Genomic DNA, 22,694 nt, shown 5'->3' with positions numbered 1-22,694 from the left:
GAGCGGAACTTCTTGAGCCAAGCCAAAGCACACAACATGACGGCCCGGCCGCAATTCCGCCCGATTGGCTTGTTGACTAATGTAATAACATCACATATCGAATCCGCCCCTGCAGCACCGATCGTCGCCCCATGGATCGTCACATGAGCCAAACCTGCCTGACCTTCCGCGACCTGACGCTGGGCTACAACAGCCACCCTGCGGTCCACCACCTCAATGGTACGATCCGCAAGGGATCGCTGACGGCGGTCGTCGGCGCCAACGGCTCCGGCAAATCGACGCTGATGAAGGGCATCGTCGGCGTACTGAAGCCGATGGCCGGCGCGGTGATCCGGGCGCCCGGCGTGCGCGCCGCCTATCTTCCGCAGCAATCGGAGCTCGACCGCTCCTTTCCGGCCCGTGTCGTCGACCTGGTTTCACTTGGCCTGTGGCCGCGGCGCGGCATGCTCGGCCGTTATACGAGGGAAGATCGCGACTCAGTCAGCAAGGCGCTGATGGCCGTCGGCCTCGGCGGTTTCGAGAAGCGCCCGATCGACACGTTGTCGGGCGGCCAGCTGCAGCGCACGCTGTTTGCCCGCGTGCTGTTGCAGGATGCCGAGCTCATCCTGCTCGACGAGCCGTTCAACGCCGTCGATGCCAAGACGGTCGGTGACCTGATCGCGCTGATCAAGCGCTGGCACGGCGAGGAACGCACGATCATGGTTGTGGTCCACGATCTCGATCTGGTGCGGCAGAATTTCCCCGAAACACTGCTGCTGGCGCGCCAGCCGATCGCCTGGGGAGAGACCAGGGAGACGCTGCGGCCGGAGAATTTGTTGCGTGCGCGCCGCTTCCACGAGGCCTGGGAGGACAACGCGCCATGGTGTGAGCCCAGCGAGCATGATCACCAGCACAGTGGCCACGAACACGGCCATGACCATGACCATCATCACGGCCCCGGGCCGAGGGCGGCGTGATGGACGTGCTCTACGGTCTGTTCGTCGCTCCGTTCGCCGACTACGCCTTCATGCAGCGGGCGCTCGCCGGTTCAATGATGCTGTCGCTCGGCGCCTGCCCGGTCGGCGTGTTCCTGATGCTACGGCGCATGAGCCTGTCCGGCGACGCCATGGCGCATGCCATCCTGCCGGGTGCCGCCGCCGGCTTCCTGTTTTATGGCCTGGAAATCCTGCCGATGACTATCGGCGGACTGATCGCCGGTATCATCGTGGCGCTCGGCGCCGGCGCCGTCTCGCGCTTCACCATTCAGCGCGAGGACGCCTCGATGGCGGCCTTCTATCTGATTTCGCTGGCCATCGGCGTGCTTATGGTGTCGATCCGCGGTTCCAGCGTCGATCTCATGCATGTGCTGTTCGGCACCGTATTGGCGCTCAACAACGAGGCGCTGACGCTGATCGGCGGCATCGTCGTGGTGACGCTGGCCAGCCTCGCCATCTTCTGGCGGGCGCTGGTCGCGGAATGCCTCGACCCTTTGTTCCTGCGCTCGGTCAGCCGGATGGGCAGCCCGGTACATTTCATCTTTCTCGGCCTCGTCGTGCTCAATCTCGTCGGTGGTTTCCAGGCGCTCGGCACCTTGCTGTCGGTCGGGCTGATGATGCTGCCGGCGGCGGCGGCCCGCTTTTGGACGTCGCGCGTCGAGCCGATGTGCGTGTTGGCCACAGTGATCGGCTTTGCCTCCTGCATTGCCGGGCTGCTGTTGTCCTACCATGCGTCACTGCCCTCCGGCCCGGCCATCATCCTGTCCGCCGGCGTCGTCTATTTCGCCTCGATCCTGTTCGGCACGCGCGGCATCCTGCGCGCCCGCATCGTCCATCACCGCCACAGAACTGCCTGATCCCAACAAGGAGAAACTGTCCATGCTGAAATCGATCCGCGCCGCGTTGGCCGTGAGCGTTATAACATTAACCGCCCTTGGCGCTTCGTCGGCCTTTGCTGAGCCGTTGAAAGTGGTCGCCAGCTTCACGATCATCGCCGATTTCGCCAAGAATGTCGGCGGCGACCGCATCGATCTGACCACCATCGTCGGGCCGGACGGCGACGCCCACGTCTACGAGCCGAGCCCCGCCGATGCGGTGGCCATGGCCAAGGCCGACATCGTGCTGGTCAACGGCCTGCATTTCGAAGGTTTTCTGCAGCGCCTGGTCGACGCCAGCGCTACCAACGCTTCGATTGCCGTGCTGACCAAGGGGGTCACGCCGATCAATTTCAAACCCGAATTCGCCGAGGCCGACGCCGCCGAAGGCGCGGAAACCGACGGCGGCAAGACGGTCACCGATCCGCACGCCTTCCAGTCAATCGCCAACGCCAAGATCTATGTGAAGAACATCGCCGACGCCTTTTGCACGGCCGACGCTGCGGGTTGCGACAGCTACAAGGCCAATGCAGCCGCCTATACGCAAAAGCTCGATACGCTCGAGGGCGAAGTGCAGGCGGCGATCCAGTCGATCCCGCAAGAGAAGCGCGTCGTCATCACCTCGCATGATGCCTTCGGCTATTTCGAGAAGGCCTATGGCTTGACCTTCCTGGCCCCGGAAGGCGTGTCGACCGAGTCGGAGCCTTCCGCCGCCGACGTGGCCAAGCTGGTCAGCCAGGTGAAGCAGGACAAGGCGGCGGCGATCTTCGTCGAGAACATCACCAATCCGCGGCTGATCGAGCAGATCGCCAGCGAGACCGGCATCAAAGTGGGCGGCACACTCTATTCCGATGCGCTGTCGCAGCCCGACGGCCCGGCCGGCACCTATGTCGACCTGATGCACAACAACATCGCCCAGATCAAAGGCGCGATCCTCGGCAGCTGAGCCGACCGATCTGGTTCATCCAGCCGGGCTGGCGCATGATGCGTCCTGGCGATGTACCGCGTTAGCCCGGCTGGATTTCCGGCATCGAAATCTCTATCTGCGCGGATGGATTTCTTTTCGCGTGGATTGCCGACCGGGTCAGGGAGTGGCAAGACTGCCGCTAACCAGATTGCGAGGACACCGCCATGGAATACCGTCAGATCAGCGAGGACTATTCGGTCTCGGGCCAGATCCAGCCCGAGGACGTCGCGACCATCAAGGCCGCCGGCTTCAAAAGTGTGATCTGCAACCGGCCGGACGATGAGCAGCCCGGCCAGCCATCGGCCGACACTGTCAAAGCGGCGGTCGAGGGCGCCGGGCTCGCCTTCCGCTACATCCCCGTTATCAGCGGCCAGATCACGGCCGAGAATGTCGAGGACCAGGCCGAGGCGCTTGAGGAACTCGAAGGCCCGGTCTTCGCCTACTGCCGGTCCGGCGCCCGCTGCACCAATCTTTATGGGCTGATCCAGCAGTCGAAGGGGTGAACGTTCGCGCCCCTCAAATCGGCAGCGCGCCGGTTTCCTTCAGCGTCTCCAGCACGATCGCCGTCTTCACATGCTGCACGGATTCGTGCGGCAGCAGCACGCTGTTGACGAATTCCGACAGCGACTTCAGATCGGGCGTCACCACTTTCAATATATAATCCATCTCGCCGGTCAGCGCATGCGCTTCCTGCACCTGCGGCAGCCGCGCCACCAATTCGCCGAAACGCCGCGCATTGTCGCGGTTGTGAGTGGCGAGCGTCACCGAGATGACGTTCACAAGGGAAAAACCGAGCTTGTCGCGGTCGAGCACCGCCCGGTAGCCCTTGATGTAGCCGTCCTCCTCCAGCCGCTGGCGACGCCGCGAGCATTGCGACGCCGACAGGTTCACCCGTTCTGACAGATCGTTGTTGGTCAGCCGTGCATCGCCCTGCAGCAGAGCCATTATCTTGCGGTCAAACTGGTCGATGCGCGCCTCATCCATGGGTTTCTCTCCATACATGCACAATTCACGCATTACCTGATCATTTCAAGCGTTTGAATGCAAGCACCATGCACTGCGTCCTTGCTATCGTTAGGTTAAGATGGCCTTTCCAGGCCAAACAGCTTTGGAGGACATTGCCATGGGTCCCTTTCCGCACGACGCACCGCCCGCCAAGATCAGCAAAACCAATCCCGCCGGTACCGACGGCTTCGAATTCGTCGAATTCGCGCATTCCGAGCCGGGAAAGCTCGCCGAGCTTTTCACCCGTATGGGCTATGTGCCGGTGGCCAAGCATCGCAGCAAGAACATCACCGTCTGGCGGCAGGGCGACATCAATTATGTCGTCAATGCCGAACCCGGCTCGCATGCCATGAAATTCGTCGACAAGCACGGCCCTTGCGCCGCCTCGATGGCGTGGCGGGTGGTCGATGCCAGGCATGCCTTCGATCACGCGGTGGCCAGGGGCGCGACGCCCTATGAAGGCAACGACAAGACGCTCGATGTGCCGGCGATCGTCGGTATCGGCGGATCGCTGCTCTATTTCATCGAAATCTACGGCGAGAAGGGCTCGGCCTATGACGCCGAGTTCGACTGGCTGGGCGAGCGCGATCCCAGGCCGGGAGGCGTCGGCTTCTATTATCTCGACCACCTCACCCACAATGTCTATCGCGGCCAGATGGACAAATGGTGGGATTTCTACCGCGACCTGTTCGGTTTCAAGCAGATCCATTTCTTCGACATCGACGGCAAGATCACCGGCCTGGTCAGCCGCGCCATCACCTCGCCCTGCGGCAAGATCCGCATCCCGCTGAACGAGTCCAAGGACGAGACCAGCCAGATCGCCGAATATCTGAAAAAGTATAATGGCGAAGGCATCCAGCACATCGCCGTCGGCACCGATAACATTTACGACGCCACCGACAGGCTGGCCGAAAACGGCCTGAAGTTCATGCCAGGCCCGCCGGAGACCTATTACGACATGTCCTTTGCCCGCGTGAACGGCCATGAAGAGCCGATCGAGCGCATGAAAAAGCACGGCATCCTGATCGACGGCGAAGGCGTGGTCGATGGCGGCACGACCAAGATCCTGCTGCAGATTTTTTCGAAAACCGTCATCGGCCCGATCTTCTTCGAGTTCATCCAGAGGAAGGGCGACGAAGGCTTTGGCGAGGGCAATTTCCGCGCTTTGTTCGAATCGATCGAGCAGGACCAGATCAAGCGCGGCGTGCTGAAGGTGGACGGCAAGGCAGCGTAGCCAGCTCGGCCGAGGTGTCTTGTGGTTTGATCAATTATGACCTAAATTATGGTCATAAAGGATCGAGTCATGAATGTTTCTATTGCCGAAGCCAAGGCCAAATTGTCGGAACTCGTCAGCCGCGCGGAAGCCGGCGAGGAGATCGTGCTCACACGCCACGGCAAGGTGGCGGCGCGTATCGTAGCTCCGGCAGTGGCCGAACCCCTGCCGCGGATCGGCGCGTTGAAGGGCAAGATCTGGATTGCGGACGATTTTGATGAACTCGGTCCCGAGTGGGATGAGTACGTGAAATGACGGTCGGCCCGTTTCTCGCCGACACACACATCATCCTCTGGTCGATTTCGGACGATCGCCGTCTCAGCGAGCACCACCGCGTTATTCTGGCTTCGGAAGCGGTGGTGTTCGCGAGCGCGGCAAGCGTCTGGGAAATCGCCATCAAACGTTCGATCAGAAAACTTAATGCGCCGGACGATCTGCCAACGCTGCTTCCAAGGATGCAATTTCAGCCGCTCGCCGTAACCTTCCAGCACGCGAACGCCGTCGGCGGCCTACCCCACCACCATGGTGATCCGTTCGACAGGCTTCTGATTGCGCAGGCGCAAGTGGAGAACCTCACCATCCTGACATCCGACCCGCATTTCGCCCGTTACGATGTAGCTTTGGCATGATTATCCAAGCAGTTGGTCTCGCAAGCCCAGCCGCTCAACCTCCGCTTTCCTGAGTTTCACATCGTAATCAAGGAAGAACTCGTCGAGTTGCGGCGGTTTCACCGAGGTGCCGGACAGCATCGCGTGCACCTGGCCGCGATGATGGATGTCGTGGATGAAGAGATGGGCGAGCAGGTCGCCGATCCGTTCCGGTATCATGCCGTCCTCGCGCCGGTCGGTGAGAACGCGGCGCTCGAGATCGTCCGCCAACAGGCGGTCGCAAAAGGCGATCAGCCGCCGGTCGGCCTCCGCCTGTGCAACAAAAAGCGCCTTGGCATCATTGAACGGCACAAAATCGTCATGGGCGGCGGCGCCGACGCCGCTCTCTTCGAGAAAATCGAGATAGAGGTGATCGACCGCGAGAATGTGGTTCAGCGTTGCCTTGATCGATGGGAAGAAGCTTATCCTTTCAGCCTCGAATTCGCCGGGCTCAAGCTGCAGCACGGCACGATAGAGCCGGTCGTTCGACCAGAGATTGTTGGCTGCCATGCGGCGGAAATGGTTCAGCAGGTCCATGACTTCACGCCGCTGACCGGACCAAAGACAGGCCTGCCCACATTAGCAGAAATCCAGCGAGAACAATCAGCAGAAGCCGGATCATGTGCCGCCGCATGGCTTGCGTTTCCTGGTCCAGCGCGACATTCGTGTTGGTGACGGTGTGAAACATCATCGCCTTGCGCGGAAAGCCGCTGCGGTTGGTCAGGCCGGGCGAGCGCGCCTCGATGCGGTAGCTCAGTCTGATTGCCTGGATGAAGATCGCCAGCATGACAAGGGCCCAGACACCGCACAGCAGGTAGAATGTCTCGCCCGTCATTCTCTTGCCCCCTCGTATTTCTCGACCTTCTGCTCGATGGCACCGAAGATCGAATGCCCGCCCCTGTCCTTCATCTCGATGCGCACGGTATCGCCAAAGCGCAGGAAGGGCGTTTTCGGTTCGCCAGTCTCAATAGTCTCGATCATCCGCAACTCGGCGATACAGGAATAGCCGGCGCCGCCTGCCGAGACAGGCTTGCCCGGCCCGCCGTCAAGCTTGTTGGAGACGGTGCCCGAACCGATGATGGTGCCGGCGGCCAGCGGCCGCGTTTTTGCGGCGTGAACAATCAGCGCCGGAAAGTCGAAGGTCATGTCGATGCCGGCGTTCGCCCGGCCGAACGGTTTGCCGTTGAGATCGACCAGCAGCGGCAGGGCGACCTTGCCGCCGTCCCAGGCGTCGCCCAGTTCCTCCGGCGTCACCGCAACCGGCGAAAAGGCCGATGACGGTTTTGACTGGTAGAAGCCGAACCCCTTGGCAAGCTCGGGTCCAGTCAGGCCGCGCAGCGTCACATCGTTGACCAGCATGACCAAGCGGATCGCTGCCCGCGCCTCTTCGAGGCTTGCGCCCATCGGCACATCGTCAACTATGACCGCGACCTCTCCTTCCATGTCGATGCCAGGGGTCTCGTCGGTCATGCGGATTGGGTCCCGCGGTGCGAGGAAAGCGTCCGAGCCGCCTTGGTAGATCAGCGGATCGGTCCAGAAGCTTGCCGGCATCTCGGCGCCGCGCGCCTTCCGCACCAGCTCGACATGGTTCACATAGGCCGAGCCATCGGCCCACTGGTAGGCGCGCGGCAGCGGCGAATGGGCGTCGTGCTCGTGAAAGCGAGCCGACGGCACCGCATTATTCTCCAGCGATTCAGCCATGGCAGCGAGATGCGGCGCGATCCGAAGCCAGTCGTCAAGCACGGCCTGCAGCGTCCGCACCAGAAACGAAGCATCGGTGAACCGCGTCAGGTCGCGCGAGACGACGACAAGCTTTCCGTCGCGCGTCCCATCCTTCAATGTGGCAAGCTTCATGCGGTTTCCTCTCCTGGCGCAGCTTTGGTGCTGCTTTGCTTTTTTGTTCTACGCATGATCTCTTCCGATAACCGGTTTCCACTTTTCGGGATCATGCTCCAGCCCCACAACAAGGCCGTCGCGTGCGATCGTCAAGTCGCCGGCCCATGTTTTCCTGACGGCGGCAGTCCAGTCGGCCTCGTCGATCTCGGGATCGTCGGCGGGAATGAGATGGTTGAGGACCAGTCTTTTGACGCCTGCGCCGCTGGCGATGCGGCCCGCTTCCTCGGCAAAGCTATGGCTGGCAAGCAGGTGTTCCCTCAGCCTTGCGCCGTTGCCGGTCTTCGCGACCAGCCGCTCGATACCCACTTCCAGCATGGCCTCGTGGACCAGTATGTCGGCGCCTTGGGCGAAATCCGCCAATGGCGGAAAGAACGCAGTATCCGACGAAAAGACGACGCCTTGCCCCGCATGATCGAAGCGCAGCGCAAAGCAGTCCGTCACCGGCGGGTGGTCGACGCGCAGCGCCGATATTTTGAGACCGCGCTCTTGCGCCACCTGGCCTTCACCAAACTCGACGATCGAAACCAGGTCGCGGAGATCCGGCCTGCCTTCATCGGCGATGCGGATCTCGATGTCGAACTCCATCGCCTGGCAAAAGCGCTGCCAATAGTAGCCGGTGCCGGGCGGGCCGAATACGGTGACCTTTGTTGCCAGGCCGGCCGTCCATGCAGTGTGGATCAACGGTCCGAGTTCCAGCACATGGTCGGAATGCAAATGCGTGATGAAGATCAGTTCGAGCGCCTTCAGGCTGATGCCGGCACCGGTCAGCCCGCGCGTTACGCCCAGCCCGCAATCGACGACGATGGTGCGGCCGCCAATCTCCAGCAGTGACGAACTCGGCCACGGCCCGCCCGGCCGCAGCGCGGGACCACCCTTCGAGCCAAGAAGCACCAGACGATCCGTCACGCGACGGCGCTCAAGACCAGTCGCCCTCGGGCGTGCCGTTGAAGCGCTTCTTCAGGCCGGCCCAGCAGTCGATGTAATTGTCCTGCCGGGTTTCGAGCTCGGCGCCATAGCGGGTCACCATCTGCGGAAAGCGTGTCTCGAACATGAAGGCCATGGTGTTGTCGAGCTTGACCGGTTTCAGCTCCGCGCGCGAGGCTTTTTCGAAGCCAGATGCATCGGGTCCGTGAGCCAGCATCATGTTGTGCAGACTGATGCCGCCGGGCACGAAGCCCTCTTCCTTGGCATCGTACTGACCATGTATGAGGCCCATGAACTCGCTCATGATGTTGCGGTGATACCAGGGCGGCCGGAAAGTGTTTTCCGCCACAAGCCAGCGCGGCGGGAAGATGACGAAATCGATATTGGCGGTGCCTTCCTCGCCGCTCGGCGCGGTCAGCACGGTGAAGATCGACGGATCGGGGTGGTCGAACAGGATCGCACCGACCGGCGAGAAGGTCGCAAGATCATATTTGTAGGGCGAATAATTGCCGTGCCACGCCACCACATCCAGCGGCGAATGGTCGATCTCGGTGACATGGAACTGACCACACCATTTCGCGATCAGCCGGCACGGTGTCTCCTTGTCCTCGAACCAGGCACAGGGCGTCTTGAAATCGCGCGGATTGGCCAGGCAATTGGCGCCGATCGGGCCACGATCCGGCAGCGTCAGCTTGGCGCCGTAATTCTCGCAGACATAACCGCGCACTTGCGGATCCACCAGTTCGACCTTGAACACCAGGCCGCGCGGCAGCACGGCGATCTCGCCCGGCCTGAGTTCGATGACGCCCATCTCGGTGACGAAGCGCAAGGCTCCAACCTGGGGCACGACCAGCAACTCGCCGTCGGCATTGAAGAAATGGTCGTCGGCCATCGAACGGTTGGCGACATAGACATGTGCCGCCATGCCGGTCTGGCCAAGCACGTCGCCGGCGGTGGTGATCGAGCGCATGCCGGCAATGAAATCGGTCGGCTCGGTCGGCATGGGTACCGGGCTCCAGCGATATTGGCCGAGCGCGAGCTGGTGGTCGCCGACGTTCGGCGCGCTTTTCCACAGCGGATAATTCGTGGCCTTGAAGCGGCCGGTGTGCCTGACGCTCGGCCTTATCCGATAAAGCCAGGAGCGTTCATTGGTGCCGCGCGGCGCGGTGAAGGGAGAGCCGGAAAGCTGCTCGGCATAGAGGCCGTAGGCCGGCCGTTGCGGCGAGTTTCGCCCCTGCGGCAGCGAGCCCGGCAGAGTCTCGGTCTCGAAGTCGTTGCCGAAACCCGGCATGTAGGAATAGGCCATGGAATCCTCCCGAATTCATAGTCCCGGAGCATCGTCTACGCGAAGAGATGCTCCGAGTTGACCAGATTGGTTTCATTTGTAACCATTGAAAATGTAACCATCAATGGTGATTTCGGCGCGAGCCGCCAGCCAGCTCAGTCAAGGCCAAAATGGAACCGGAAATCCTCGAACTCGAATCCTTCCTGCCTTACCGGCTCTATCGGCTTGCCGATGCCGTCAGCCGCGAATTCTCAAGGGTCTACAAGGACCGCCACGGCCTCACCCGGCCCGAATGGCGCACGCTGGCCGGGCTCGGCCAGCACGGCACCATGACTGCGACGGAACTCGGCGAACAATCGGCCATGCACAAGACCAAGGTTTCGCGCGCGGTCGCCGAACTCGAGCGGCGGCGCTGGCTCAGCCGGACGCCGGACGAAAAGGACCGCCGTGTCGAGCGTCTGGCGCTGACCAAGGCTGGCGTCGCCGCCTATCGCGAGATGGTGCCGCTGGCGAAGGCGTTCGAGCGGGAGTTGCTGGCAAAGCTGAGCGCCGGCGAGCGCGCAGCCATCACCAACGGACTGGCTGCGATCGAGACCAGCTTGGTCTCGAGTAAGGATTAGCGCCGGAATGACCGCTTTCCACCCCTTACCCGATATCCGGGATTTTTCGAGTGAGTGACCAATCTCGAGCAACAAACTCGATGGTTTCGTCTCGAAAGTAGAACAAGAAATGCCGTGAACTCGGACTGTCTGGCGACAAAACCTCCCAGTCGAGCTCGTTGATTGCGCGGTCGTCACCGATCACCTCATAGAACTCCCCCCATTTTGGAGCCTGATTGCTGTAACGGCTTTTACCCGCAAACCACGCGTGATCGTTTGTGGCGTCCCATCGCCAACGGCTACAGCCAACGAAGCGAAGCGTTCCCATCTCCCCCTCTCCAGCGTCGTAAGCCCAGGGGTTCAAAAGAAAGGTAAGTTGAACTGTGTTGCCGTCGACGGTCAGCTCTACGTTAGGAGCATTGGGCTCGGCGTTCCAGTCAGGGTTCAGATGCCGGAAGGACAACTCGATCATGTAACTTTCTACCTGCGGCTACCGCCAGCGGCCCCTTGATTGCGTTTTGAGGCCAATGCCTACCAGTCCATGACCACCTTGCCGGAATTGCCGCTCTTCATCGCTTCGAAGCCGGAGATGTAGTCGTCGATGCCGATGCGGTGGGTGATCAGGCCGCTGACATCGAGAGGACCCTGCACCAGCGCAATCATCTTGTACCAAGTCTCGAACATCTCGCGGCCGTAGATCCCCTTCAGATGCAGCATCTTGAAGATGACCTTGTTCCAGTCGATCTCGAAGCCGGTGGGCGCGATTCCGAGAATCGCGATCTTGCCGCCATTGTTCATGGTATCGATCATGTCGCGGAATGCCGGTGCGGCACCGGACATTTCAAGACCGACGTCAAAACCCTCGGTCATGCCGAGCGCCGGCATGATATCGCGCAGCTTTTCTTTCGAGGCGTCAACGACATGCTGGACGCCGAGCTTTTTTGCCAGTGCCAGGCGCACCGGGTTGATGTCGGTGATGACCACTTTCCGCGCGCCGACGCATTGCGCCACCAATGCGCCCATGATGCCGATCGGCCCGGCGCCGGTGACCAGCACGTCCTCGCCGACGAGGTCGAAAGATAGTGCGGTGTGAACCGCATTGCCCAGGGGATCGAAGATCGCGGCGATCTCGTCCGGCACGTCGTCGGGGATCGGCACGACATTGTGCTGCGGGATAGCCAGATATTCGCCGAAGGCGCCGGGGCGATTGACGCCGACGCCGAGCGTGTTGCGGCAAAGATGCCCCCTGCCCGCGCGGCAGTTGCGGCAATGGCCGCAGACGATGTGACCCTCGCCCGAAACGCGCTGGCCGACTTTGTATTCGGTCACCGCCGCGCCGAAATCGGCGACCGTACCAACGAATTCATGCCCGGTCACCATCGGCACCGGCACGGTCTTTTGCGCCCACTGGTCCCAATTGTAGATGTGGACGTCGGTCCCGCAGATCGCGGTCTTCCTGATCTTGATCAGCACGTCGTTGGGGCCGATTTCCGGCACCGGCACCTCTTCCATCCAGATGCCCGGCTCGGCCTTGGCTTTGACGAGGGCCTTCATCATGTTGGACATCAGACGCTCCTCAAAAATCTTGCCTGTCTGGACGGATCGGCTGCATCAGGCGGCCGCCTCCAGGATTTTCTTCAGCCGCAGCAAATCTCGATCGGTCGAGCGCCGGACGGCCAAAGCCACGAACGGGGCAACCAGACGGGAAAAGCCGGTTGGCGCGCCGCGGTTCCTGAGCGCCATATGGGTACGGCCTTCGCCAGCATCCCGCCACGCATAACTCGTTTCCATGGGAAACGGCCCTTCGGCGGTTCGCATTACAAGCCGTTCGCCCTGCACGAGCTCGACGATTTCGTAGGTGTAAACAAGCCGTCTTCCGAGGAACTGCGCCACAAATGCAATTCTCGATCCTGCCCGGGCCGGTCGGGGCGTTTTCCATTCCACCGATTGGATATTGACGTACCAGCGCGGAACGTTGTCCGGATCGGCGGAAAAGTCGGCGACGACCGCGCGTGGCCTGGCGATCTCGATCTTGCTCGTCACGTCGATCGTCATGGCCGGCTTCCTGCGATAGGGTCAACCGATTACCCCCAGCTCTTTTCCGACGTCGCCAAATGCTGCCACGGCGCGGTCGATATCGGCGCTGGAATGGGCGGCAGACATCTGTGTGCGAATGCGCGCCTGGCCCTTCGGCACCACCGGGAAGGAGAAGCCGATGACATAGATGCCGCGCTTGAGCATGCGCGCGGCCATTTCCTGCGCCAGCGTCGCGTCGCCCAACATCACCGGGATGATCGGATGGTCGGCGCCGGCCAGTGTAAAGCCGAGCCTGCCCATCTCGGAGCGAAACCGCGCTGCGTTGGCATATAGGTGCTGACGCAACGCATCGCCATTGCGGATCATCTCGAACACCCGGATCGAAGCGCCGGCGATCGCCGGCATCAGCGTGTTGGAGAACAGATAGGGCCGCGAGCGCTGGCGCAGCCAGTCGACCACCTGCTTCTTGCCCGACGTGTAGCCGCCCGACGCGCCGCCCAACGCCTTGCCGAGCGTGCCGGTGATGATGTCCACCCTGCCCTCGACGCCACAATGTTCGGCCGAGCCACGGCCATTCCTGCCGACGAAACCAACTGCATGGCTGTCGTCGACCATGACCATTGCGTCATATTTGTCGGCGAGGTCGCAGACGCCCTTCAGATTGGCGATGATGCCATCCATAGAGAACACGCCGTCGGTGGCGATCAACCTGAACCGACAGTCGCGCGCCTCTTTCAACCGCGCTTCGAGATCGGCCATGTCGTTGTTGGCGTAGCGGAAACGCTTTGCCTTCGACAGCCGTACCCCGTCGATGATCGAAGCGTGGTTCAGCGCATCGGAGATGACCGCATCCTCTTCGCCGAGCAGCGTCTCGAACAGGCCGCCATTGGCGTCGAAGCAGGAGCCGTAGAGGATGGTGTCCTCCATGCCGAGGAAATCAGAAATGGTCGCCTCGAGCTGCTTGTGTTCTTCCTGCGTGCCGCAGATGAAGCGCACCGATGCCATGCCGTAGCCGTAGCGGTCGAGTGCCTGCTTGGCCGCCTCGCGCAGTTCGGCGCTATCGGCGAGGCCGAGATAATTATTGGCGCAGAAATTCAGCACCTTCTCGCCGCCCACCTCGATCTCGGCCGATTGGGTCGAGGTTATCACCCGCTCGGATTTATAGAGACCTGCCGATTTCAGCCCTTCAAGCTCGCTGTCGATGTGGGAGAGGAATGCTGCGGTCATGATCAGGCCCTGTTGAGATCGATGAGGACTGTCGCGCCGCGCGGACGAAAAATCCATCGCAAAAGCGACCGCTTCGGTGGCGGCAATGGCACGGCAGAGGCCACGATGTTCAAATGCGGAGGTGCTGCGAAAGATTGCAATAACCACTTCGCGGATTTCCCGCCACGGTCACCGCTGTCGGCCTGTTGCCGTCCTAACCTGTTAACACTTTGAAGCCAAAGGTTGTCGCACAAGAATTCGTTGGCGAGAGGGCCGACTCAGAAAATGTCGCAGCAGCCGGTGCACGCCGTTTCAGGCAGGCTCACACTCCTCATCAAATCCGGCTACTGGCTGGCTCTGCTGATCATCGCCGCCATGGTCGTGGCCTCCTTCATCCTGCTGCAACAGATGATGGCGGCCCAGCAACACAACCAGGCGCTGCTCGATGTGGTCAGCACACAAAAAGCCCTGTCGCAACGCATCGTCTTCCTTGCCGGCGCGACCGGTACCGCCTCACGCGACCAGCAGCCGGCCCTGATCAGCGCGCTCAAGCAAGCGACGGTAGAGTTCGAGAAGAACTACGATCTGCTGCTCGAACGGACCGCCGCCGATCCGGCGTCGCCGGCAAGGTTCGATCCCAAATCGATCGAGAGCGTGCTTTTCGCCAAGCCGTTCCATCTCGACTATTTCTCGGTCGGGCTTATCGCCAACGGCGAACGCCTGATCTCGTCATTCGAATCGCGGCTCAACATGGCCGGCAATGGTGGCTACAAAGGTGGAGAGGAGCGCGTCAACCTGAACGCTTCCGTTGCCAACGCAACATTGTCGGGCTATGCCGCACTTGGCCAGCGCATCAGCGCCTTTGCAGACCGCCGATCCGAAACACTTCTCGAGCTTAACCGCACATTGTTCTACTCGACCATCGGCGTCATCGTGCTGGTGGCGCTTTTCATTTTCAGGCCGATGTCGAACGCCATCCTGCGCAGGACGCGTGAGCTGGTCGATGCGCGCAATTCCATGGCCTTTATTGCCGTGCATGACGGGCTGACCGGCCTGCACAACCGCACCTTCCTGACCGAGCATTTCGATACGTTGATCAATGCCGCGCAGCGACAGCGTGAACGGGTTGCCGTGGTGCAGTTCGATCTCGACCGGTTCAAGCAGATCAACGACACGTTCGGCCACGCCGCCGGCGATTATGTGCTGGTGACGGCTGCGCAACGCATGCGTGATTCGTGCCGTACGTCGGATCTCAACGTGCGTCTCGGAGGCGATGAATTCGTCGTCGTCCTCAACGACGCCGGCAGCACCGAGGACATCGATATCGTCGCCAGGCGCATGCTGGCCAAACTCAATGAACCGGTCATATTCCGAGGCACGACGATCCACCCGGGCGTAAGTGCGGGGATTGCGGTCTATCCTGTCGACGCCGACAATGCGCAGGATCTGCTCGTCCATGCCGATCTGGCGTTGTATTCCGCCAAGAAGCAGGGCGGCGGCAGTTTGTCGTTCTTCTCCGATGAACTGAGGCGCGAACTCGACAACCGAAAGCAGCTCGAGCTCGACATCAGGGTCGCCATCTCGGAGAAGGCGTTCGAAGTCTATTTCCAGCCGCAGGTGTCGCTGTCGGACGGCACCATCAGTGGCATCGAAGCTTTGGCTCGCTGGAGGCATGCCGAACGCGGCATGATCGCGCCGGGCGAGTTCATTCCAATCGCGGAAAAATGCGGCTTGATGTCCGAGATTGGCCGCATCGTCATTGCCAAGGCGATCAACGAAGCAGCTGAATGGAACCGCGCAGGCATCGCCTTCGGACGGATCGCCGTCAACGTGTCCGGTTCGGAGCTGCGCGAGACAGATTTCGAAGTCTTCCTGTTCGGGACGCTGGAAAGGACCGGCCTGCCCGCGCACAAACTATCGCTGGAGATCGTCGAATCCGTCATTCTCGACGACGAGAAGACCGGTATCGCGGCAAAGCTGCGGCACATCCGCGCCGCCGGCATCCATCTTGAGCTCGATGATTTCGGCACCGGTTACGCATCGCTCAGCCATGTCAATCCAAACGAGATCGACCGGCTGAAGATCGACCGCCGCTTCGTCCAGAACATCAACGAGAACAGCGGCAACACAAAGATCGTGCGTGCCCTCACCGAGCTCGCCCGCGGTCTCGGCATCTCGATCGTTGCCGAGGGCGCCGAAACCGAAGCCGAGCTCGACTCGCTGATGGCGATCGGCTGCGACCAGGTGCAAGGATATTCCATCGCTTTCCCGATGCCGCCGGACAGGGTGCGTGAATGGCTGGTGGCACGGACGCCGAAAAAGGCCAGGCTGACAGTGCTGCAGGGCAGCCGGGCGTAGATCCGTCATGGTTCGGCCTTGCGAACCGACCTGATGGGCCGAGGCGGAAGGTCATCCTCATCACCGGGAAATGCTGCCAGCAATTGTCCAAAGCTGGGCACACGCGCCAGTTTTTCATAGTCCTGGAACGACAGAATGACCGCCTGCTTGCGGCCACGCCGGGTGATGACGGCCGGTTCTCCCGCGATGACCTGATCGAGCACCGCCGAGAGTTTAGCCCTGGCATCCTTCAGCGAAATTCGCGCATGGCGTCTGCCTAGCCTATTTCTAGCTCTCGACATTGGCCCGCAGCGCAGCCAGCATCTGTGCAAACTCCGCCAGCCTGTCGTCGGACAGCCCTTTCCGCAGCCGTTTGTCGAAGGCTAACGCGGCCGTGCGCAATTTCAGGAACAACGCCTCTCCGGCCTGGGTCAGCTCCACCTGGTGAACCCGGCGGTTCTCGGGATCGCGGCGGCGCATCAGCAGGCCCTGCGTCTCCATGGCGTTGAGATGGTGGGTCAGCGTTGCGCCCCGAATGCCGATCATGCCGGCGAGCTCGCGTTGGTTGGCCAGCTCCCGCGACTTGACCGACAGCAAAGTGACCCAGACCGGCAGCGTGCCGCCGGCTTCGACCAAGGCAGCGTCGAAAGCCTGCGCGACCAGCTTGGCGGTGCGGGCGAGATTCATCCCGATCGGCGGGCGGTCAAAGGGCGTCATGATCCTACACTAGAACAAGGGCAAAGCCGATGGAACCGGCTCGAGCTTATGCGTTGACATCTAATCATTTGATATCTATCAATATGCCTGGCGGCGGGCAAGAGAGGAAATGCGGTCATGCAATATGTCTACATCATCGTCCTCGGCCTTCACGTCATGGCGGGTGTGTTCTGGGCCGGCACCACCATCGCGGTTGCCCGCGAACCGGAGATCAGGGCGGAACGTTTCTTCCGGCCGCAAATGGGCGCGGCCGGCGTGGTTTTCCTCACAGGCTTGCTGCTGTGGTATTTCTTCCACAACGGCTCTTTCGGCTCGATGGAGAAGGTGTTGGCGCTCGGCATCTTGACTGCCTTGATTGCCGCCGCGGTTCAGGGCGCTCTGGTGGGTTCCGCCAGCAGGCAGTTGTCCGGCGCTGATGCGGCGAAGCAAACCCAGTTGCGCGCCAAGATGACAAAAGGCGAACGCATCGCCGGCGGCCTGCTGGTCATCACCGTGTTCTGCATGGCCACCGCCAGGATGTTTTGAACGTCCTGCCGCAATCGCAAGATCGTACGGTGCCCGGCGATGGCCGGCGGCGTGCGCGGCGCGCAGCCCGGACCAAAGTACCGTGGTGGCTCTCCGTACAGAGGTTCGGCTGCGCGCCACCAATCAATCCAAAATATTCCTCAGATCCGCAAGCCGAACCTGATGCCGTCATAGATTGCGGCATGGATGTTACGCGAGGCAACTGCGTCGCCGATGCGGAAGAGCACGAAGCCACTTTGCGGATTGCGCACGGGAAAGATGTCGCCGCCATTGACCAGTTTTTCGTAATCGATCGCGCCGGCGTTCTTCGACAGCGGCTTCAGCGCCAGATAGAGATCGTCGAGTGGCAGCGTGCCATGCTCGACCACCACCTGGTCCACGCGCCGCTCGCCGCGCCAGTCATCGGCGAAGTCGGAGGCGAGCTCGGCGATCAGCTGGTTGCCTTCGCGCCGCACAGAACGCAGCCGTGTGTTGATGGTCACCGTGACACCCTTTTCCTGGAAGGCGCGCATGTAGGGCACATGATTCATGCCGCCCATTTCCGGAGCGAAGAAGCGCTCTGGTGAAACCAGCTCCAGCCTGGCGCCGCTATTGGCGATCAGTTCGGCGGCACCCATGCCCTGATGGCCGCCATTGTCGTCATAGAGCAGCACGTTCTCGGCCGGCTTGACGCTGCCGGCCATGATGTCCCAGCTCGAGGTGACGAGATCGTCGCCCGCTGTCAGAGGCGGGTTCTGCGGCAGGCCGCCGGTGGCGATCACCACCACGTCCGGCGACAGCGCCAGCACGTCGTCCGTCTCCGCCCAGGTATCGTAGCGGATCTCGACACCGAGCCGGTCGAGTTCGGCCAGGCGCCAGTCGATGATGCCGATCAATTCCTTGCGGCGCGGGTTTTGCGTTGCCAGCCGCACCTGGCCGCCGGCCTGGCTCGATGCTTCCAGCACCGTCACCTGGTGCCCACGTTCGGCGGCGACGCGCGCCGCCTCCAGCCCGCCGCCGCCGGCGCCGACGACGACCACCTTCCGCTTCGGTCCCTCGGTTTTCGGAATAATATGCGGTATCGACGCCTCGCGGCCCGTTGCCGCATTGTGGATGCACAGCGCCTCGCCGCCCTCATAGATGCGGTCGAGGCAATAGGTGGCGCCGACGCAAGGCCGGATCTCGTGCTCGCGGCCCTCCATCACTTTTTTGACGATATGCGGGTCGGCAATGTGGGCACGCGTCATGCCGACCATGTCGAGCTTGCCGGTGGCGATGGCGTGACGCGCGGTGGCGACGTCGGAAATCCGCGCCGCATGGAAGGTCGGGAATTTCGTCGCCGCCCTGATCTCGCCGGCAAAGTCGAGATGCGGCGACGAGCGCATGCCGGTCACCGGGATGACCTTGGTCAGCGCGGCATCGGTCTCAATCGAGCCACGGATGATGTTGAGGAAATCGACCTTGCCGGATCCGGCCAGCCGCCTGGCGATTTCGACGCCCTCCTGTTTCGAAAGGCCTTTCTCGAAATCCTCGTCGGCGACCATGCGGATGCCGACGACGAACTTTTCGCCGACCGCGGCACGCACCGCATCGAGCACCATGCCGGTGAAGCGTAGCCGGTTGTCGAGCGAGCCGCCGAAATCGTCGTCGCGCTGGTTGGTGGCCGGCGACCAGAAGCCGTCCATCAGGTGGCCGTAGGCCTCGAATTCGATGCCATCGAGGCCGGCAGCCTGGCAGCGCTGGGCGGCAGCGGCATAGTCGGCGACGATGCGCTCGATGTCCCAGTCCTCGACAGTCTTGGGAAAGGCGCGATGGGCCGGTTCGCGCACCGGCGAAGCCGACAGGACTGGCAGCCAGTCGGCCTTGTTCCAACCGGTGCGGCGGCCGAGATGGGTGATCTGGATCATCACCTTGCAATCATGCTCGTGGCAGGCGTCGGTCAGCTCGGCGAGCCAAGGCACGATGCGGTCGTCATAGACATGCAGATTGCCAAAAGCGGCCGGGCTGTCGCGCGAGACGATCGCCGAACCGGCGGTCATGGTCAGCGCCATGCCGCCCTTGGCCTTTTCGGCATGGTAGAGCCGGTACCGCTCCTTCGGCATGCCGTCCTCTGAATAGGCCGGCTCATGGCTGGTCGACATCACCCGGTTCTTCAGCGTCAGATGCTTGAGCCGATAGGGCTGGAGGAGCGGGTCGTTGCTAGTCATCGTCTTCCTGCTGTTTCAAATTGTGCTAATGAGCGGCAAATTTTTGTTTTTACGCATGTCGCTGTCCCAAAATCGCTGCGCAGTTTTGGGCGACATGCAGCAAGGAACCTGCTCATGACCGATACGAAAAACCTCACCCAGCTCGGCACCAACGTCGAGGCGCCACAGAGCCCTGAAGCGGCCGTCCTGGAAACCGTGCCGTTTTCGCGCGGCGACGGCCCGCCCGCCATCGTTCGCTTCACCTGCCCGGAATTCACCTCGCTCTGCCCGGTCACCGGCCAGCCGGACTTCGCCCATATCGTCATCGACTACGCACCCGATGCGCTGCTGGTGGAATCGAAGTCGCTCAAGCTGTTCATGACCTCGTTTCGCAACCACGGCGCCTTCCATGAAGAATGCACCGTCATGATCGGTCGCCGTATCATCGCCGCGACAAAGCCATTGTGGTTGCGCATCGGCGGCTACTGGTATCCGCGCGGCGGCATTCCGATCGACGTGTTCTGGCAAACCGGCGCGCCGCCGGAAGGTGTGTGGCTGCCCGACACCGGCGTCGCCCCCTATCGCGGGCGCGGCTAATCGGACGGAGCGGCTCATCTGATCCCGGTCCGGCACAGGTTGGTCTCCAGGAAAGGCATCACGGCGTCGCGGTACCGCTGTTGGTCATAGCGATAGAGATCAACATGCCGCGCGCCGTCGAACCAGACCAGCTTTGCGTGAGCGCCGGCCGCATCTTTCAACGCCAGTGTCTGGCTGCGAGCGACAAACGGATCCGAATTGCCTGCTAGCAGCAAGATCGGCCGATCAATCGTGCCGATGCGATCGACCGGCCTGACATCATCTACCCCGAAGCCAAGGCGGAGCTGCATCTGCGCCAAGAGGACGGTCGCCTGTACGTCGCGTAACATAGGCAAGGGCGCTCGCAACGCCGTGGTTTCCAGCAAAGTCGCGTAGAGCTGCTCCAGGACATAGGCATCGGCATGCTCCTGCTGAGCGCCAAACACAAAAGCAGCCGCGCCGAGCGACGAACCGATGGCCGCCACCTTGCGACCAGCGAAGCGTTGCCGCGCAAAGGCGAGGATGCGACTGGCGTCCTGCCGTTCGATGTAACCAAAGCCTCTGAAATCGCCGCCGCTTTCGCCATGTCCCGACAGATCGAACAGCACGATCGAGTAGCCGCTTTCGAAAAGCAGCTTCGCTCTTGGAACCATGGCCAGCTTGTTTGAACCGCGTCCGTGTAACAGCACGATTGTTCCGCAACTGTCCTGCCGATCCGCCACCCAACCGGCAAGGTCGGGCGCGCCCTCCTGCTTCAGAACGCTGCGCTCCACCGGTAACCCCACAGGCAGCGTGAAGCTTTGCTGAGGCACGCGGGCCACCGCGCGGCTTCCTGCCTCCCAGCTGACAGCGCAGGCCAGGACGCAAACCGCCGCGAATAAAGCAACCACGACAGGACCTCTTCTCATCGATCGGTCACGTGCACTTCGCATCAGTTGAGCGGCAGCCGCCGGTAGCGGCTGGGATTGTTCGGATCGCTGAAATGGTGCATCGGCCCATGTTCGGCGAAGTGGCCCGCCCAGCGCTTCATCGAAGCCGGATCGAGTTCGACGCCCAGGCCATGCCCCTCCGGCACACGCACCGTATTGCCGGTCTGCCGGAATGGGCCGTCCTTGATGACATCGCCGATCTGCCAGCGAAACAGCGACTGCGATGCTTCGGTGATCCACGGTGTCGCCGCCACGACGTGCAAATAAGCCGATGTCATGATGCCGAGATCGTTCGAATAGCACCAGAACCCCTTGCCCATCGCCTCACAGGCGGCGATGAATTTCAGAGTTTTCGACAATCCGCCGAGTGCTGCGAAATTGCAGACGAAGTAATCCGGCGCACCGAGCGCGACTGCCCGCCTGAGATCCGGGATGTGCGTGGAGAACGGAATGCGCGAATGCTGGCGCAGCGCCGCCATCTCCTCGAAGGTCGCGACCGGATCCTCGTAATTGCGGATGTTGAACGGCTCGATCTCGCGCAGTACCCAGCGCGCTGTGGTTAGCGACCACTGCATGTTGGAATCGAGTTTGATCTGCGCCTTGTCGCCAAGCGCCTCGCGCAGCATGCGCACTGTCCTGATCTCGAGCTCGGGATCGCCCATGATCAGCTTGCCCTCGAAGATCGTCGAGCCGTGCCGTTCTCGCATGCCGAGACAGTAGTCGACGATCGCTTCGGCGGTCATCTCGCCGCCGGCTCCGCCTTGAGCGGGGCGAAAGGCGAAATATTCCGAAAACGGAATGTCCTTGCGCACCGCGCCGCCGAGCAGCTTATAGAGCGGCATACCGAAGACCTTGCCTCTTATATCCCACAGCGCCAGTTCGACGGCGCCGAACGCCACCGTGGCTGCGTTCTCGCCGGTGTTGGCGGTGATCTGCCAGGGCGGCACACAGCGCGCCTCGCAGTCGGCGATGTCGAGCGGATCGGCGCCAATCAGCGCCGGCGCGATCTCGGCCTTGATCACCTCGCCGAAATGCCACCATGGCGCCTCGCCCAGTCCGACCACGCCTTCGTCCGTCTCGACCTCGATGATCGATTTCGAGGCGCCGCCGTAGAGACCAGCGGTCCACCAGAACGGAGCATCGAGCGGGACGTTGACGTGGGTGACGCGGATGTTGGTGATCTTCATCGGTTCCGTTCTCACTCACACTGGTATTGGCTTAGCGCCCATTCGCCGGTCACCGAGAGAAGGTCCGATATCTTCCAGTCGCCGTCGACTTTCCTGAATTTCCACTCCAGCCGGTGCGGGTTGCCGGCGACGACGAAGGCGACGACGACCTTGGCCTCGTCGCCCTTGATCGCTTCGATGGTCTTCAGGCTTTTGTCGATCTCCGCCTTGTCGTATTCGGAATTGTCGAGCGCCATGTTGGGATCGAGGCATTCGCCCTGCCCCGACTTCCGCAGCGCGTCGCTCTTGTCGAGCACCGACTTTGCCGGGTCGGCGAAATGGCCCCGCTGAGCCGGATCGACCTCGAGCCCGGCATGCTCGTAGAACGGCTTCACCACCGCGGTCGGCGAGCCCGGCTGCACGGGTGCGGCCGGCGCGTTTTCTGCCGGCGGCAAAACTGCCTTCGGCGGTGCCGCACTGTCGGCCGGCGCGTTTGCGGGCGGCGCGCCGAACAGGCCCTGAGCGGCGGCGCTGCTCAATCCGGTCAGCAGGCACGCAGTCGCCAAAAGCCAGGGATGGCAGCGGAGCACG

Annotated in this window: 27 protein-coding genes; 11 read left to right on the top strand and 16 right to left on the bottom strand. The window is 61.9% G+C overall.

Going from position 1 to position 22,694, the window contains the following annotated elements:
• Positions 1-143 precede the first annotated feature (143 nt).
• From aztA to NMG46_RS09930, 4 genes are all read left to right on the top strand, one after another.
• On the top strand, positions 144-956 hold the full coding sequence (gene aztA, locus NMG46_RS09945; protein WP_254817492.1) for a zinc ABC transporter ATP-binding protein AztA: 813 nt from the start codon (positions 144-146) through the stop codon (positions 954-956).
• Entirely contained in the window at positions 956-1,831 is an 876-nt protein-coding gene (gene aztB / locus NMG46_RS09940; RefSeq protein WP_254817491.1) for a zinc ABC transporter permease AztB, read from the top strand. Before aztA ends, aztB begins: the two co-directional genes overlap by 1 nt.
• Before the next feature lie 22 nt (positions 1,832-1,853).
• Complete coding sequence (gene aztC, locus NMG46_RS09935) at positions 1,854-2,795, top strand: zinc ABC transporter substrate-binding protein AztC (RefSeq protein ID WP_254817490.1); 942 nt, start codon at positions 1,854-1,856, stop codon at positions 2,793-2,795.
• A gap of 185 nt (positions 2,796-2,980) precedes the next feature.
• The gene (locus NMG46_RS09930) at positions 2,981-3,319 is read left to right on the top strand and encodes a TIGR01244 family sulfur transferase (protein WP_254817489.1); all 339 of its coding nucleotides are present in this window, start codon (positions 2,981-2,983) and stop codon (positions 3,317-3,319) included.
• Between the two features lie 13 nt (positions 3,320-3,332).
• Here the strand turns inward: NMG46_RS09930 and NMG46_RS09925 are convergent, their stop codons facing one another.
• Positions 3,333-3,800, bottom strand: a complete 468-nt coding sequence (locus NMG46_RS09925) for an Lrp/AsnC family transcriptional regulator (protein WP_254817488.1) — start codon at positions 3,798-3,800, stop codon at positions 3,333-3,335.
• A gap of 139 nt (positions 3,801-3,939) precedes the next feature.
• Here NMG46_RS09925 and hppD point away from each other — a divergent pair, with 139 nt between their 5' ends.
• The 3 genes from hppD (at position 3,940) to NMG46_RS09910 (ending at position 5,723) form a co-directional block, all read left to right on the top strand.
• The gene (gene hppD, locus NMG46_RS09920) at positions 3,940-5,055 is read left to right on the top strand and encodes a 4-hydroxyphenylpyruvate dioxygenase (RefSeq protein ID WP_254817487.1); all 1,116 of its coding nucleotides are present in this window, start codon (positions 3,940-3,942) and stop codon (positions 5,053-5,055) included.
• Positions 5,056-5,124: 69 nt separating this feature from the next.
• A complete protein-coding gene (locus NMG46_RS09915) occupies positions 5,125-5,349 on the top strand; it encodes a type II toxin-antitoxin system Phd/YefM family antitoxin (protein ID WP_254817725.1) in 225 nt (74 codons plus the stop codon).
• Positions 5,346-5,723 (top strand): type II toxin-antitoxin system VapC family toxin, encoded by a 378-nt coding sequence (locus NMG46_RS09910; RefSeq protein WP_254817486.1) that lies wholly within the window; start codon positions 5,346-5,348, stop codon positions 5,721-5,723. The genes NMG46_RS09915 and NMG46_RS09910 overlap by 4 nt, the downstream gene beginning before the upstream one ends.
• Here NMG46_RS09910 and NMG46_RS09905 read toward each other — a convergent pair whose 3' ends face one another.
• Genes NMG46_RS09905 through hmgA form a run of 5 tightly spaced genes read right to left on the bottom strand, consistent with a single transcriptional unit; the run spans position 5,724 to position 9,867 of the window.
• Positions 5,724-6,278 (bottom strand): DinB family protein, encoded by a 555-nt coding sequence (locus tag NMG46_RS09905; RefSeq protein ID WP_254817485.1) that lies wholly within the window; start codon positions 6,276-6,278, stop codon positions 5,724-5,726. It abuts the gene before it with no gap.
• 4 nt (positions 6,279-6,282) lie between these two features.
• Positions 6,283-6,576, bottom strand: a complete 294-nt coding sequence (locus NMG46_RS09900; protein WP_254817484.1) for a hypothetical protein — start codon at positions 6,574-6,576, stop codon at positions 6,283-6,285.
• Positions 6,573-7,595, bottom strand: a complete 1,023-nt coding sequence (locus tag NMG46_RS09895) for a fumarylacetoacetate hydrolase family protein (RefSeq protein ID WP_254817483.1) — start codon at positions 7,593-7,595, stop codon at positions 6,573-6,575. Before NMG46_RS09895 ends, NMG46_RS09900 begins: the two co-directional genes overlap by 4 nt.
• A 48-nt stretch (positions 7,596-7,643) precedes the next feature.
• On the bottom strand, positions 7,644-8,543 hold the full coding sequence (locus tag NMG46_RS09890; RefSeq protein ID WP_254817482.1) for an MBL fold metallo-hydrolase: 900 nt from the start codon (positions 8,541-8,543) through the stop codon (positions 7,644-7,646).
• 10 nt (positions 8,544-8,553) lie between these two features.
• The gene (hmgA, locus tag NMG46_RS09885) at positions 8,554-9,867 is read right to left on the bottom strand and encodes a homogentisate 1,2-dioxygenase (protein WP_254817481.1); all 1,314 of its coding nucleotides are present in this window, start codon (positions 9,865-9,867) and stop codon (positions 8,554-8,556) included.
• A gap of 149 nt (positions 9,868-10,016) precedes the next feature.
• Here hmgA and NMG46_RS09880 point away from each other — a divergent pair, with 149 nt between their 5' ends.
• Entirely contained in the window at positions 10,017-10,466 is a 450-nt protein-coding gene (locus tag NMG46_RS09880; protein WP_254817480.1) for a MarR family winged helix-turn-helix transcriptional regulator, read from the top strand.
• Between the two features lie 25 nt (positions 10,467-10,491).
• On the opposite strand, the gene NMG46_RS09875 is transcribed toward NMG46_RS09880, so the two are convergent.
• From NMG46_RS09875 to NMG46_RS09860, 4 genes are read right to left on the bottom strand one after another with little or no spacing between them, the layout of a single operon-like run.
• Positions 10,492-10,917, bottom strand: a complete 426-nt coding sequence (locus NMG46_RS09875; protein WP_254817479.1) for a hypothetical protein — start codon at positions 10,915-10,917, stop codon at positions 10,492-10,494.
• A gap of 59 nt (positions 10,918-10,976) precedes the next feature.
• Complete coding sequence (gene tdh, locus NMG46_RS09870) at positions 10,977-12,011, bottom strand: L-threonine 3-dehydrogenase (protein ID WP_254817478.1); 1,035 nt, start codon at positions 12,009-12,011, stop codon at positions 10,977-10,979.
• A 45-nt stretch (positions 12,012-12,056) separates the two neighbouring features.
• Complete coding sequence (locus NMG46_RS09865; RefSeq protein ID WP_254817477.1) at positions 12,057-12,500, bottom strand: SRPBCC family protein; 444 nt, start codon at positions 12,498-12,500, stop codon at positions 12,057-12,059.
• A gap of 21 nt (positions 12,501-12,521) precedes the next feature.
• Positions 12,522-13,709: a glycine C-acetyltransferase gene (locus NMG46_RS09860; protein WP_254817476.1), complete on the bottom strand. Its 1,188-nt coding sequence runs from the start codon at positions 13,707-13,709 to the stop codon at positions 12,522-12,524.
• Positions 13,710-13,973: 264 nt separating this feature from the next.
• Here NMG46_RS09860 and NMG46_RS09855 point away from each other — a divergent pair, with 264 nt between their 5' ends.
• A complete protein-coding gene (locus NMG46_RS09855) occupies positions 13,974-16,046 on the top strand; it encodes a bifunctional diguanylate cyclase/phosphodiesterase (RefSeq protein ID WP_254817475.1) in 2,073 nt (690 codons plus the stop codon).
• A gap of 5 nt (positions 16,047-16,051) precedes the next feature.
• Here the strand turns inward: NMG46_RS09855 and NMG46_RS09850 are convergent, their stop codons facing one another.
• Together NMG46_RS09850 and NMG46_RS09845 are read right to left on the bottom strand one after the other, a co-directional pair.
• Positions 16,052-16,327 (bottom strand): type II toxin-antitoxin system Phd/YefM family antitoxin, encoded by a 276-nt coding sequence (locus NMG46_RS09850; protein ID WP_254817474.1) that lies wholly within the window; start codon positions 16,325-16,327, stop codon positions 16,052-16,054.
• Positions 16,314-16,742 (bottom strand): MarR family winged helix-turn-helix transcriptional regulator, encoded by a 429-nt coding sequence (locus NMG46_RS09845; protein WP_254817473.1) that lies wholly within the window; start codon positions 16,740-16,742, stop codon positions 16,314-16,316. Before NMG46_RS09845 ends, NMG46_RS09850 begins: the two co-directional genes overlap by 14 nt.
• A 117-nt stretch (positions 16,743-16,859) precedes the next feature.
• Between NMG46_RS09845 and NMG46_RS09840 the strand changes: the two genes are divergently transcribed.
• A complete protein-coding gene (locus NMG46_RS09840) occupies positions 16,860-17,267 on the top strand; it encodes a hypothetical protein (protein WP_254817472.1) in 408 nt (135 codons plus the stop codon).
• A 140-nt stretch (positions 17,268-17,407) separates the two neighbouring features.
• On the opposite strand, the gene NMG46_RS09835 is transcribed toward NMG46_RS09840, so the two are convergent.
• Positions 17,408-19,453: an FAD-dependent oxidoreductase gene (locus NMG46_RS09835; RefSeq protein ID WP_254817471.1), complete on the bottom strand. Its 2,046-nt coding sequence runs from the start codon at positions 19,451-19,453 to the stop codon at positions 17,408-17,410.
• Positions 19,454-19,567: 114 nt separating this feature from the next.
• Here NMG46_RS09835 and queF point away from each other — a divergent pair, with 114 nt between their 5' ends.
• Positions 19,568-20,029 (top strand): preQ(1) synthase, encoded by a 462-nt coding sequence (gene queF / locus NMG46_RS09830; protein WP_023674394.1) that lies wholly within the window; start codon positions 19,568-19,570, stop codon positions 20,027-20,029.
• Between the two features lie 14 nt (positions 20,030-20,043).
• Here queF and NMG46_RS09825 read toward each other — a convergent pair whose 3' ends face one another.
• The 3 genes from NMG46_RS09825 to NMG46_RS09815 all read right to left on the bottom strand — a co-directional run bounded on the left by NMG46_RS09825 (position 20,044) and on the right by NMG46_RS09815 (position 22,693).
• Positions 20,044-20,829 carry an alpha/beta hydrolase gene (locus NMG46_RS09825; RefSeq protein WP_254817470.1) on the bottom strand — a complete coding sequence of 262 codons (786 nt, stop codon included), beginning with the start codon at positions 20,827-20,829 and terminating at the stop codon, positions 20,044-20,046.
• 110 nt (positions 20,830-20,939) lie between these two features.
• A complete protein-coding gene (locus NMG46_RS09820) occupies positions 20,940-22,124 on the bottom strand; it encodes a mandelate racemase/muconate lactonizing enzyme family protein (protein WP_254817469.1) in 1,185 nt (394 codons plus the stop codon).
• 11 nt (positions 22,125-22,135) lie between these two features.
• On the bottom strand, positions 22,136-22,693 hold the full coding sequence (locus tag NMG46_RS09815; RefSeq protein ID WP_254817468.1) for a hypothetical protein: 558 nt from the start codon (positions 22,691-22,693) through the stop codon (positions 22,136-22,138).
• Between the last annotated feature and the right edge of the window lies 1 nt (position 22,694).

This window comes from Mesorhizobium sp. LMG 17147 (genome assembly GCF_024297145.1).
Lineage (GTDB): Bacteria > Pseudomonadota > Alphaproteobacteria > Rhizobiales > Rhizobiaceae > Mesorhizobium.
This window is presented reverse-complemented; position numbering and strand designations above follow the sequence as displayed.